Source organism: Paenibacillus sp. NMA1017 (assembly GCF_058895805.1).
This window is the reverse complement of sequence record NZ_JBZXYR010000019.1, coordinates 1-12,739: the sequence shown is the minus strand read 5'-3', so window position 1 is coordinate 12,739 and position 12,739 is coordinate 1. Positions and strand designations below refer to the sequence as shown.

General features: G+C 44.5%; 12 protein-coding genes and 1 tRNA gene. 2 read left to right on the top strand and 11 right to left on the bottom strand.

What is annotated here, in order from left to right:
* Positions 1-22: 22 nt before the first annotated feature.
* A complete protein-coding gene (locus tag AC5ELV_RS25250; protein WP_493432318.1) occupies positions 23-2,299 on the bottom strand; it encodes a PAS domain S-box protein in 2,277 nt (758 codons plus the stop codon).
* A 329-nt stretch (positions 2,300-2,628) separates the two neighbouring features.
* Here AC5ELV_RS25250 and tadA point away from each other — a divergent pair, with 329 nt between their 5' ends.
* Both tadA and AC5ELV_RS25240 read left to right on the top strand, forming a co-directional pair.
* Positions 2,629-3,129, top strand: a complete 501-nt coding sequence (tadA, locus tag AC5ELV_RS25245; RefSeq protein WP_493432317.1) for a tRNA adenosine(34) deaminase TadA — start codon at positions 2,629-2,631, stop codon at positions 3,127-3,129.
* A gap of 60 nt (positions 3,130-3,189) precedes the next feature.
* Positions 3,190-3,756, top strand: a complete 567-nt coding sequence (locus AC5ELV_RS25240) for a GNAT family N-acetyltransferase (RefSeq protein ID WP_493432316.1) — start codon at positions 3,190-3,192, stop codon at positions 3,754-3,756.
* Between the two features lie 114 nt (positions 3,757-3,870).
* Here the strand turns inward: AC5ELV_RS25240 and AC5ELV_RS25235 are convergent, their stop codons facing one another.
* The 10 genes from AC5ELV_RS25235 to guaB form a co-directional block, all read right to left on the bottom strand.
* A complete protein-coding gene (locus tag AC5ELV_RS25235; protein ID WP_493432315.1) occupies positions 3,871-4,947 on the bottom strand; it encodes a hypothetical protein in 1,077 nt (358 codons plus the stop codon).
* Between the two features lie 198 nt (positions 4,948-5,145).
* A complete protein-coding gene (locus AC5ELV_RS25230) occupies positions 5,146-5,301 on the bottom strand; it encodes a small acid-soluble spore protein P (protein ID WP_029514956.1) in 156 nt (51 codons plus the stop codon).
* A 72-nt stretch (positions 5,302-5,373) separates the two neighbouring features.
* Positions 5,374-5,544 carry a hypothetical protein gene (locus AC5ELV_RS25225; protein ID WP_007428073.1) on the bottom strand — a complete coding sequence of 57 codons (171 nt, stop codon included), beginning with the start codon at positions 5,542-5,544 and terminating at the stop codon, positions 5,374-5,376.
* Positions 5,545-5,571: 27 nt separating this feature from the next.
* Positions 5,572-5,913, bottom strand: a complete 342-nt coding sequence (locus AC5ELV_RS25220; protein ID WP_029514958.1) for a hypothetical protein — start codon at positions 5,911-5,913, stop codon at positions 5,572-5,574.
* Positions 5,914-6,060: 147 nt separating this feature from the next.
* Positions 6,061-6,149: transfer RNA gene (locus AC5ELV_RS25215), tRNA-Ser, on the bottom strand.
* Positions 6,150-6,237: 88 nt separating this feature from the next.
* The gene (gene serS, locus AC5ELV_RS25210) at positions 6,238-7,521 is read right to left on the bottom strand and encodes a serine--tRNA ligase (protein ID WP_025720034.1); all 1,284 of its coding nucleotides are present in this window, start codon (positions 7,519-7,521) and stop codon (positions 6,238-6,240) included.
* A gap of 36 nt (positions 7,522-7,557) precedes the next feature.
* A complete protein-coding gene (pdxT, locus tag AC5ELV_RS25205) occupies positions 7,558-8,124 on the bottom strand; it encodes a pyridoxal 5'-phosphate synthase glutaminase subunit PdxT (RefSeq protein ID WP_493432314.1) in 567 nt (188 codons plus the stop codon).
* A 16-nt stretch (positions 8,125-8,140) separates the two neighbouring features.
* Positions 8,141-9,022: a pyridoxal 5'-phosphate synthase lyase subunit PdxS gene (gene pdxS / locus AC5ELV_RS25200; protein ID WP_025720037.1), complete on the bottom strand. Its 882-nt coding sequence runs from the start codon at positions 9,020-9,022 to the stop codon at positions 8,141-8,143.
* A 131-nt stretch (positions 9,023-9,153) separates the two neighbouring features.
* Positions 9,154-10,542 (bottom strand): D-alanyl-D-alanine carboxypeptidase family protein, encoded by a 1,389-nt coding sequence (locus AC5ELV_RS25195; RefSeq protein ID WP_053324338.1) that lies wholly within the window; start codon positions 10,540-10,542, stop codon positions 9,154-9,156.
* A 327-nt stretch (positions 10,543-10,869) separates the two neighbouring features.
* A complete protein-coding gene (gene guaB / locus AC5ELV_RS25190; protein ID WP_013308172.1) occupies positions 10,870-12,327 on the bottom strand; it encodes an IMP dehydrogenase in 1,458 nt (485 codons plus the stop codon).
* Positions 12,328-12,739 lie beyond the last annotated feature (412 nt).

Below are 12,739 nucleotides of genomic sequence, written 5' to 3'. Positions count from 1 at the left end.
CTTCCTCCTGCTCGCCAGTCCGTTACTCCGGCTTAGCAATCGGAAGCTGCACCAGGGCTGTCGTTCCCTCTCCCTCTGTGCTTTCAATATCCAGTGTGCCTTTATGACTCTGTATAATACGCTGGCTGACCATAAGTCCTAGTCCTGTACCTGTTTCTTTGTTTGTGAAAAAAGGTTCTCCCAGCTTGGACAGCATTTCTGCGGGAATGCCCGTTCCCTGGTCCCGTATGAAGATTTTAACGCTTTCTCCCTCCAAGAACAAACGAATCGTGATGATACCACCTTTACTCATAGCCTCCATGCTATTTTTAAGTAAATTAATGAATACCTGCTTTAACTGATTTTCTTCAGCGTATACCAGGGCAGGCTCGTCTGTGACCTGAAGGTTGAATACAATGCCCAGCAGATGCGCCTGACTATCTAGTAAAGAAATCACGTCGCTCACAATATAGCGAACATCTTTTTTCTGAAAATGCACTGCCTGTGGCTTCGCCAGTATTAAAAACTCGCTAACGATCAAATTAATACGATCCAGCTCAGACATCATAATATCGTTGTGTTTCATATTCAACACTTGATTTTGCTGCTGTAGTTGGAGAAAGCCACGTAGCGTGGTTAGTGGATTACGAATCTCATGCGCTACACCTGCCGCCAATTGTCCGACGGTTGTCAGTTTCTCTGATCTGCGTAACAGCTCCTCCATCCGGTTGCGACCCGTGATATCACGCGAAACGCAGATAAACCCCAAAATCTGGCCTTCTTCATCCAGAATAGGCGACGTGCTCATACTAATCTCTACTGTACTTCCATCCTTCCGCATTCTAAGGGACTCACTTGATACGATGCTCTCTCCCTGAAGCAGACTCTTCTTCTGAAATTCATACTCCTCCTGTTGCTGCGGAGGTACAAATTCCAGCTTACGACCAACCAATTCTTTCTTGGTCCAGCCGTACAAAGCTTCAAAGGCATGATTGACCCGAACGACGCGATCCTCCTCGTCGGTTACATGAATCGCATCCGCCGTCTGATTAATAACCGATTCTAGATGCTCCTTTACAGAACGGTTCTCTTCATACATCTGTTCGAGTCTCCTCGTGTACATCCCTAGGTTGTAGGCCATCGCATTGATGCGCTCACCCAACTGTGCAAGCTCATGACCACCTTTTATTTCTAGTCGTGTATCAAAATGACCATCAGCCATCTCGTTCACTTTCCCCAGAATCGACTGAATTGGGCGGACAAACAGACTTGCCAGCACATAGCTTCCAATGATTACAACCTCCAAAAGGACAATGGAGATGGCGATTAAGCTTATCAATTGCTTGGAAATAACAGAAGTAATCGTATCATAATTCATAACAATACGGATAACATAGGCTTCACGGTTAGCCGGGTAAAAAGGTATGTAACTGACGAGAACCCGTTCGCCTTTGATATAGCAGTCTTGTACAATACTCTCCCCGGAGAGGATAGCTCTGGACACGGCCAAACGATCTTCCTTCACTCTTGTTAGTTGATACGTGCCGAATTGGATCGGTTTATTGTACATGTAATAGTATTTCGAATCGTTTCCGTTCTTGTCCATCGAAGCGCCACCAAAGGTTGCAGGGTTAATTCCTGTAATCTCCATGATGCGATAATCCACTTGTTGGGTTTGCTTTACGATCTCATCAGGGCTCAGGATGGTTATGAAATTTTGTACTGAAGTATCCTGAAAGGAGATTCGAATTAAGTAGTTACGTTTTTGGTCATAATAAAATCCCCATTTGTTAATTTGTGAGGAGTCTGAACCGGTATAGTCAAATGATCCGGTCCAAAAATGATCCAGTTTCTGACCTTGCGCCATTGCAGCCTGTCCATGCTCATATAATTGGTCAACTGCATTCTTCCAATACCCTGTCAATGGATCAGAAGGCGTTACTTCTTTTGGATCCGAGGATTTAACAACCTTATACCCCTGCCCGTCTCGAATCATCAAAGAAATATTAGTATCTCTGTGGAGTGAGGCCACCTTTTGAAGCTGTTCCTGCTGAATATTTCGGATGTCAGGACCTAGCTGATTGGCAGCCAACGTGGCAGAAAGCCACAGATTATATCCGAGCTGCTTGTCAACGGCCTCCCAGCTATGTTGGGTTTGTTCGATAGCTCCTCCGATAATTTTAGCCGTCAGAACCATTTTAGTTTCACTGTCACTTCTTAGATTTTCGTGGGTCGTGTAATAATTGAGTGCGATATTTAATAAAAGGATAAACAGGACGGACCCCGACAAAATGATCGTTATTCTGATTTTTATCGACACACTGATTTCTCACCTCTTGCCGTATGCTGGCGATTACTGGCAATTGCTAACTCAATGATACCGTAATAGCGCCTGTGATACCAGCATTTACATTTACCGGATATACATAAATACACACCTTGTGTACAGTATTGTCAATAGACAAGGGTTTGCCTACAATATAAGAAGATAATCATCCACAAGTAGTCCACAAATACACAGATTTCATTATAAACTGTGGATAAACCTGTGGACAAGTGCCGTGTTATCCACAATTTTATTCACATCATGTTAACAACGGAATATTTGTTCGTTGGATAATTCCGCGTTTTGAAAGGAGTATTTTCCCAGTGACCATTATGGATCACGCCTATTGGATGAAAGAAGCCATTCAGGAAGCGTATAAGGCAGAAACGTTAGGTGAAGTCCCTATCGGGGCTGTCATCGTAAAAGATAATGAAATCATCGGTCGCGGCTACAATTTGCGCGAGACGGATGCTGACCCAACTGCACATGCAGAGATGGTTGCCATTCGTCAGGCCAGTGAGCACTTAGGCGCTTGGCGCCTGCTGGATTGTAGGCTGTATGTCACTCTGGAGCCGTGTCCAATGTGCGCCGGAGCCATTGTTCAGTCACGGGTTCCCCATTTGATATACGGAACTACAGATCCCAAGGCAGGCTGCGCAGGCACGCTGATGAATTTATTACAGGAGCCTCGGTTCAATCATTGTACAGAAGTAACTAGTGGTGTACTGCAGGAGGAATGCGCCTCGCTGCTAACGAACTTTTTTCGGCAACTCCGGCAAAAAAGAGCGGCAGCCAGATTGTCTCCTCCCCCATCCTCATCCTGAGGGGGAAAAGTCCAAAACACTTCATCTCATTGCTAATTCCCCATGGAAGGAGATCACCCCATGCCTATGAGCTTGTATAATACGCCTCAAGGTATCTTTTTACGGCCATTTCGCTTGGCGGATAGCGAAGCCCTTCTCGCCCTTAGGAACCGAAATAGGGATTCCCATGCGCCTTATGAGCCGCTTTACGAGGATTCATTTTTCACATTAGAGAAACAGCAGGATTACATCCGTCAGAAATTGCGTCAAGCCGAAGAAGATCGAGGTTACGTGTTCGGTATCTTTCTCTTAAAGGAAGAACGGCTCATCGGTTATATCTCCATTTCCAATCTGGTACGTGGAGTTGGACAATTTGCTGATATCGGATACATGATGGACCATGATGAACAGGGTAAAGGCCATATGACCGCTGCCTTAAAGTTGATCATACAATATGCCTTTCGTGCCTTATCTCTACATCGTCTCCAAGCGGGTACTCTTTTGCATAATGATCGATCACAACGTGTACTAAAAAAGTGCGGCTTCCAGCCAGAAGGCATTGCTCGCAAGCTTGTACAGATCCAGGGCACATGGCAGGATCACCAGATGTTTGGACTTTTAGCCGAGGATGACGTGTGGCAGAGCTAAATGACTGCACAGGGACAACATTAACATAAACAAAAAACCGCCCGGCCTATGCCGAGCGGTTTTCTAACATCATATTCAAAAAAAATGATGTTTTGCAATCATCTTATCCCATACTTAAGGAGCAACAGTTTGCATTTTTTGTTGCAGTTGTTCCATCGTCAGGACTTGGTCACCTGTTGGAATACCCACTTTAAATGCTGCTTTAGCATTGATTTTGCTGTATTGCGTGTAACCTGTTACAGACAATTTTACATTGTCTTTTGTAGCCGGATCATTCATCTCTACATTCGCATTCAGGTCTTGATACACAGGAATGTCATCCTTGTTCAAAGCTGTGTTAATGTCAAACTGTTTCACTGTCAAGTAGTTTTTCAACTCATCCAGCTTTTTGCTAACTTCGCTGGTGTTGGATTGCAGTTCTTTCTTCGCTTCAGCCAGCTCTTCCTTCTTCACTTGAAGCATGCTAGCATATTCATCTTTAGACATCACATCAAGGACTTTAGGAAGCGCCTTAGTGATAAATGTATTGGTAGCTTGCTTCACATTGTCGTTCGTAATTTTGAATTGAACTACTTGTTTAGCTTCAACGCCTTGTGGCAATTTAGCGTCTTTAGGATCAATATTAAAGAAGTACGTAGCTTGATCATACTCGTTCATAATTGCAGCAATCACTTCATTCGCAAATTTCTGCGATTTTTCCTGATCCATGGTTGCAGGATTAAATTCTTGTCCTGATTGTTTAGCCAGTTCTTGTGGATCAATGATCAGGAATTTACCTACAACATCCTGTGGAAGCGGGTAAAATGGAATATTAGGAATTTTAACGTACAGTTTATCTTTAGTCATTACCATTGGAATCGTGAAGCTGGTGGAAAGATCACCTTTTAAATGAATGCCGAGCGTCATTTCAGATTGGAAAGGTTCTTTTTGGTATACACCATCCAGCGTAATATCAGCATTTTTCAGCATGCTAGTTACCATTGCACTTTGCTCACTTGGAACAGAAGCGGATGTAATGGTCAGTTCCTTAATCGTGAATTGACTTTTGGATTCATAAGAATTCAATTTCATTGCATTTGCAGTACCGGTCGTAACAGCTTCCTTCGGTTCTAACTTCTTGCTACAACCTACCAGGGCTACCGTCAAAAGCAACACCATAGTGAGTACCAAGACGGATAACTTTTTACTCATTGTGTAGATTCTCTCCTCTCGTAATTAACCCCTTTTTTTATGCTAACAAAAAAATACACACCTCCTATTTTAACTCATATTCTCAAACGGCGAAACACTTATTGGAAAATTTTCTTACAATAAGCACAAAGACACCCTGGCTCTCTAACCAGAGTGTCTTACACTATGCAATATATTTTAGGAGAAAGGTCTGTCTACTTATGAGCCTTCTCTGTTATGATGATCCACGTGATTCCGCTGTTTCACCTTCTTGGAACCGGATAACGGCTCCTGCTGATGACTACGCTCACGCTTTTCGTTACTTCCACCAGAATCCTGTGCTTCGGGGACAGGAATGGCTTTAGGCTTGCCCATTTATGCATCCTCCATTCTCAGTCTATATTTGTGGTACATCAACGAATCCGTTTATTACCATTTAAAATAGGACTATAGATGGTGTAGATCTTCCGTTTTATCGTGATTTAGTGAATCCTGATGACGGCGATCATTACGATCCTGCTGCACTTGCTGTGCCTGATGACTATTCACTGGACGCTGCTCCAAATCATCAACAATGTTAGACAGGTTTTTATCCAGTCCGTTTTTGGCTTTTGTCATGTAGCCTTCCTCCTCATTCCTTCATGACTACGAGTGCGTCAACGACTGTAATGTTTGGGCACATTGGTGAATATGCCGAGTATAATCAGACACTAACTGCTGAATGATATCTGTTCGTTCATCCACAGACTGTCCATCCCGCTCTACATCGACTAAGCTAACCTGTACTTCCCGGGAGTCTACATAAGTACATGCAAAATCAAAGGAGTACATTTGTCGGCCTTCTACCTCGATATGGATTCGTATAGCCCGGTTGTCGGCTTCATCTGCTTGTACTTGTGATTTGTCCCCTGAATTCAAAAGAATCGGCAGTTGTTCCTGCCAGGCCTCTACCAGCTTTTGCTGATCTACTGTCATTTCTCGATTCATGCCAGCACCTCCACATCTGATAACGTGTGAAAAAAACGAGCTTTTTATACAACAAAAAAGCCATTCTCCACGATTTCTGATCATTGGCGTATAAAGGCCAATGTACCAGCTATCGTATTCGAATGGCTTGGTTTATTATTTAGAATATGGCGGAGAGGATGGGATTCGAACCCATGTGAGCTTGCACTCTAACGGTTTTCAAGACCGCCCCGTTATGACCGCTTCGGTACCTCTCCAGGTGGTAAATGGATAAAGCTGCTTCCCTTTAAACATACTCAGGCGCAACAAAATTATTTTACCACAGGACTTCTAAGAATGCAACACTTACTGTTTAGGAGCAATAACCTCAATGCCTCGCATGTATGAACGCAACACTTCTGGGATCACGATGCTTCCGTCCTCTTGCTGATAGTTCTCCAAAATAGCAGCCACAGTCCGTCCTACAGCCAATCCTGAACCGTTCAGCGTATGTACAAATTCAGGCTTCGCCTTCGAATCTGGACGAAACCGGATGTTCGCACGACGCGCTTGGAAGTCTTCTGTGTTTGAACAAGAAGAAATCTCGCGGTACATACCGCTCTCAGGCAACCATACTTCCAGATCGTACGTTTTGGCAGACGTAAAACCCATATCTCCAGTGCAAAGTGCCAGCACGCGATACGGAAGTCCGAGCAGCTGTAAAACACGCTCAGCGTTGTTCGTCATTTTCTCCAATTCCTCGTAAGAGGTATCCGGGTGAACCAGCTTAAGCATCTCTACCTTATTGAACTGATGCTGACGGATCAGGCCACGTGTATCACGTCCTGCCGATCCTGCCTCCGAGCGAAAACAGGAGCTGTAAGCTACATAATATTTCGGAAGCTGCTCCGCATTCATAATCTCTTCACGGTGGTAGTTCGTTACCGGAACTTCAGCCGTAGGAATGAGATAATACTCCGTATCACGCAGCTTGAACAAATCTTCTTCAAACTTCGGAAGTTGACCCGTTCCGTACAAGCTGTCCCGATTTACGATGTATGGAGGAAGCATTTCTTCATAACCATGCTCACTGCTGTGCAGATCCATCATAAAGTTAATCAGAGCACGCTCTAATCTTGCTCCCAATCCTTTGTAGAATGTAAAACGAGAACCCGTTACCTTGGCTGCTGCCTCAAAATCGAGAATATCTAGATCCTGAGCCAATTCCCAATGCGCTTTGGGTGTAAAAGAAAACTCGCGCGGTTCCGACCAGCGACGGATTTCTACATTATCCTCTTCCGATGCACCTACAGGTACTGTTTCATTGGGGATATTCGGAATAGACATCACCAGTTCGTCGATCTGAACTTCCAGTTCGCGTACTTGCTCATCTAATTCTTTGATACGATCGGAGACTTGACGCATTTCTGCAATAAGATCATCCGCATTTTCCTTATTTTTCTTCAACTTGGCTACTTCACCGGATACCACATTCCGACGATTTTTGAGCCCTTCACTTTCTTGAAGTAACTCACGACGGCTTACATCCAGATCTGTAAAACCATTAATCAGATCCAGAGATTTCCCCCTGTTCTGCAAGGCTTTCTCAACCCGACCAAGCTCATTACGTAAAATCTTTATATCTAACACAGGTAATCCCTCCTACACTACAAACCTGACTTTCCACTATTCGCGGACCATATCCACAAAATACTGATGTAACCGGTAATCGTCTGTTAACTCCGGATGGAAGGATGAAGCCAGCAAATGACCCTGACGGGCTGCCACGATCTCGCCGTTATACTCAGACAGCACATCTACTCCCGTTCCCACAGACTGTATTAATGGCGCGCGTATAAATACAGCACGAACCGGTTCCTCAATCCCTTTAATGTTCAAGTCTGTTTCAAAGCTTTCTCTTTGGCGACCAAATGCATTACGCGATACTGTAATATCCATGAGTCCCAAATGTGCTTCTTCCTGCCCTTGAATCGTTTTGGCCAATACAATCAATCCCGCGCAAGTACCAAATACAGGCTTGCCTTGATTGGAAAACTGACGTATAGCCTCTATAAAATTATACTTGCGCATTAGCTTACCGATAGTGGTACTTTCACCACCGGGAATGATAAGACCGGACAGCTCATCGAGCTGTTCGATCTTCTTTACCGCTATACATTCCGCACCCGCACGTTCAACGCTTCGTATATGCTCAGCCACAGCGCCTTGCAGCGACAATACACCTATTTTCATGCCGGTCCCTTCTTTCTTACCAACCACGATCCTGCATGCGCTCATGCGGTGCCAGTTTGGAAATTTCAATGCCTTTCATAGGAGTTCCCAAATTCTTGGACACTTCTGCAATCAGCTTGTAATCCGTATAATGAGTGGTCGCTTCCACGATTGCCCGTGCAAACTTCTCAGGGCTATCCGACTTGAAAATTCCAGAACCTACAAAGACGCCATCAGCGCCTAAATGCATCATTAACGCGGCATCTGCAGGTGTTGCTACACCACCCGCTGCAAAGTTGACCACTGGCAGCTTGCCAAGCTCATGCACTTCCAACAGCAGTTCATATGCAACTCCGAGGTTTTTCGCTTCTGCATACAGCTCGTCCTTCGACAAGTTTTGCACCTTGCGAATTTGACCATTAATAAAACGCATATGCCGAACGGCCTCAACAATATTTCCAGTTCCCGGTTCGCCCTTCGTACGGATCATAGATGCACCCTCACCAATACGACGCAGCGCTTCTCCCAGATCCTTGGCTCCACAAACAAATGGAACGGTGAACTCCCGCTTATCAATATGGAAAACTTCATCCGCAGGTGTCAGCACTTCGCTCTCATCGAGATAGTCAACACCGAGAGATTCCAGCACCTTTGCCTCTACAAAGTGACCGATACGAGCCTTAGCCATAACAGGAATAGAAACAACCTTCATAACTTCTTCCACAATCGTTGGGTCAGCCATACGAGCAACCCCACCAGCTGCACGGATATCCGAAGGTACCCGTTCAAGAGCCATTACAGCTGTAGCTCCAGCTGCCTCTGCAATTTTAGCCTGCTCAGCGTTCATGACATCCATGATTACGCCACCTTTTTGCATCTCTGCCATACCTCTTTTTACACGCGAAGTTCCCGTTTCCATGTCGTTGCCTCCTGTAAGGGTTACGTTTAGATTCTAACTTAATATTTTACCGCACGAATGCCAAATACACAATCATTTCAAGCTGCAAAATAAGTAATGAAAAACAAGGTCCGGTCGCCTAGCTTTGCTTTTTAGAAGAGGTTCTTAATTCCTTGGAACAGATCTCCGAAGAAATCACCGATTGCCCGGAAAAGCATTCGGAACCAGCCGCCCTCTTCTACTGCCGTCGTAGTAACCAGATCAACGGTTTTCGTCTGCCCTTTATCCACACCGTCTGTCTTGTACGTGTACGTAATGGTTCCGACTTTGGCCCCTTGCTTCAAAGGTGCTACAAGAGAGCTTGCTGGTGTAATGTTCGTTGTAAAGGTTACCTTGGGATTGCTCGCACCCTTAGGTACGATAAAGCTTACTGCATCCTTGGTGACGATCGGTACTTCTGTTTCCGTACCTTTGGTCACAGGCACATTCTCAACACCCTTAACCACCGTCTTTGGAGCAACAACCTGCTTCACTTCAAAATTATCAAAACCATAATTCAGCACTTTAGCTGTCTCTGTAAAACGATGAGGCTCTGAATCTGCTCCCATAACTACACTGATGAGACGCATTCCGTTGCGTTCAGCTGTACCGGTAAAACAGTTTCCAGCATTGCTCGTATGGCCCGTTTTCATTCCGTCTAAGCCAGGATAAGCAAACTTTCTAAAGTTAGTAATATTTTTGTTTGCTTCTAACATCCAATTGTAGTTAATAATTGGTGCTTTGTCAGTCGGTCGGAATTTGTAAGATTGAATTGTGGTAAACCGTGTATAATCTGGGTGGTCCTTTATAATGTTACTAGCTAATGTCGCAGCATCTCTCGCTGTCATCACAGTTTCCCGGTCTGTATCCGGCTGGAAGCCTTTCGGCATATCACCACGGTCCAAACCAGTCGAGTTGATAAAATACGTATTTTTCATACCCATTTTCTGAGCTGTTTCATTCATTAATTTTACAAAGTCCTGCTCGGTTCCAGACACGCGTTCAGCAAGGGCTACTGTTGCATCATTAGCAGAACCTACCGCCATTGCAATATAAAGCTCTTCTACCGTATGTTGATCCCCTTGAGCCAAAAAAATACGTGATCCAATGCTCTTAGAGGCATTCTCGTTAACCGTAACCTTATCCGTCCACTTGAGTTTACCTTGCTTAACCTGCTCAGCCACGATGTATTCTGTCATCATTTTAGTCATACTTGCTGGTGGAAGTGGCTCATCTGGATTCATAGACAGCAATACTTGCCCAGTGGAAGGCTCGATCAAAATGGCAGAACGTAGTGCCAGACTAGGAGGGTTAATAGAACCTGTCCCCGTAATATTGGTTGCCTGTGTTGCCGCTCCAGCTGCAAAAGTAGCCACGCTCGGATCGAAATTACCTACAACAGGCAATGCCGACATATACATCATATTAAGCACCATGACTGCAGTCACACTCTTTTTAATCATGCTGCGTTTTGTATTTTGCTTTAAATTGTTCGCTTTCAAATGAATACAAACTCCTCTCGTACCTCAACCCGATCCGCTATGTATAACGAGACGGTGGTTACAGCCTCTACTTGGCCAATGTAATTAATGTTTTAGTATTAAAATCCAGTTTTATTTCGTTTTCTTAGTTGTATCCTGTCATGAGCATTTTCTGCTCGAATCTTTATTCACTGGTAGGAATCGTCCAAAAGACCTACGTACCCTAATTCATCAATAATTTCGTCATAAAGCCGGACACTTGTCTATTCTATCACAGGGGTATCTCTAAAAAAAGACAGGCAGAGCGAAATACGCTCTGCCTGTCGTCAAGTCTACTACAGCCGAACTTTATAGAGAGTAGTTTGGTGCTTCTTTCGTAATTTGCACATCATGCGGATGGCTCTCACGCAGACCAGCACCTGTAATACGGATAAAGCTTGTATCGTTACGAAGCTCCTCAATATTAGCTGTACCACAATAACCCATACCGGAACGAAGACCGCCCAACAGCTGATGAACAGTGTCGGAAAGTGGTCCTTTATAAGCAACGCGTCCTTCGATGCCTTCCGGTACCAACTTCTTGTCGTCATCTTGGAAATAACGATCTTTACTACCTTGCTTCATCGCAGCCATAGATCCCATGCCACGATATACTTTAAAGCGGCGTCCTTGGTAAATTTCAGATTCGCCTGGGCTTTCTTCCGTACCCGCAAAAAGACTTCCCAGCATTACGGCAGATGCGCCTGCCGCGATGGCCTTTGTAATTTCACCGGAGTATTTAATACCACCGTCTGCAATGATCGGAATATTATATTCACGTGCTACTGTTGCACAGTCATAAATTGCTGTTACTTGTGGAACACCAATCCCTGCGATTACGCGTGTTGTACAAATGGAGCCTGGACCAATACCGACTTTTACGACCGATGCTCCAGCTTCAATCAATTCGCGTGTTCCGTCTCCAGTAGCTACATTACCTGCTACAATCGTCAGATCAGGATAAGCTTCACGCAGCTTGCGGACTGCTTCAATAATGTTAATATGATGACCGTGAGCAGAGTCCACGACAATCATATCCACACCAGCTTTTACAAGTGCTTCAGTCCGATCAAATGTATCCTTGGAAATGCCGACAGCCGCACCGACCAGAAGACGCCCTTGTGCATCCTTCGCTGCGTTCGGAAATTGAATAGCTTTCTCAATATCTTTAATGGTGATAAGGCCTTTGAGATAATTTTCATCATCAACCAAAGGGAGCTTTTCAATTTTATGCTTTTGCAAAATGACTTCCGCTTCCTGTAAAGTCGTACCTACAGGTGCAGTTACCAGTTCTTCCTTCGTCATGACTTCACTGATTTTAAGGTTAAAATCGTGAATAAAGCGAAGATCGCGGTTAGTAATAATACCCACCAGTTTGTTTTCTTCGTTTACAACAGGTACACCAGAAATACGGTACTTACCCATAACTGCTTCAGCATCGGACACCAAATGATCCGGAGTCAATGAGAATGGATTGGTAATAACACCGCTCTCCGAGCGTTTAACCCGATCCACCTCTACCGCTTGCTGTTCAATCGACATATTTTTATGAATAATACCGATACCGCCCTCACGAGCCATCGCAATTGCCAACACTGCCTCAGTAACAGTATCCATACCAGCACTCATCAAAGGAATATTCAGCTTTACGTTATCACTCAAACGAGTCGCCACGCTTACTTCTTTGGGCAGAACCACCGACTTGCGAGGTACCAGCAAAACATCGTCAAAGGTAAGGCCTTCCTTACCGAATTTATCTTCCCACACCAAGATGATCCTCCTTCAAATTGTTTAGTCTGTATTGGTCTTGTTGTCTGTCCGACATGGACAAATCAAGGCTCTCTGAAAATATATTATTGCAATCTTAGCAAAGCGGTATAGGGGTGTCAAGCCTTCATCAATAGCCCTAACCTTTAGTATTTCCCTGTACAAACAACTGTACTCCTACGAAGGACAACCTTTAAAAATAAGCGATTCCAAAGGTTATAGCTATTCACAAAAGCATATCTCCTCTTTGAATGCGCAGCATAGAAGCAATTATATAAGTGGTTTATACCGTAATATACCAAAGAGGACCATGATCTCAATGAGATCATGGTCCTCTTTACTTGTTGCTTGGCGACGTCCTACTCTCCCAGGACCCTGCGGTCCAAGTACCATCGGCGCTGGAGGGCTTAAC

Excerpts from the sequence above, each read along its gene's own strand:
- AC5ELV_RS25230 (WP_029514956.1), bottom strand. The coding sequence starts at position 5,301 with ATGGGCAAGCCTAAAGCCATTCCTGTCCCCGAAGCACAGGATTCTGGT.
- pdxT (WP_493432314.1), bottom strand. The coding sequence starts at position 8,124 with ATGAAAATAGGTGTATTGTCGCTGCAAGGCGCTGTGGCTGAGCATATA.
- AC5ELV_RS25240 (WP_493432316.1), top strand. The coding sequence starts at position 3,190 with ATGCCTATGAGCTTGTATAATACGCCTCAAGGTATCTTTTTACGGCCA.
- AC5ELV_RS25220 (WP_029514958.1), bottom strand. The coding sequence starts at position 5,913 with ATGAATCGAGAAATGACAGTAGATCAGCAAAAGCTGGTAGAGGCCTGG.
- pdxS (WP_025720037.1), bottom strand. The coding sequence starts at position 9,022 with ATGGAAACGGGAACTTCGCGTGTAAAAAGAGGTATGGCAGAGATGCAA.
- AC5ELV_RS25235 (WP_493432315.1), bottom strand. The coding sequence starts at position 4,947 with ATGAGTAAAAAGTTATCCGTCTTGGTACTCACTATGGTGTTGCTTTTG.
- AC5ELV_RS25225 (WP_007428073.1), bottom strand. The coding sequence starts at position 5,544 with ATGACAAAAGCCAAAAACGGACTGGATAAAAACCTGTCTAACATTGTT.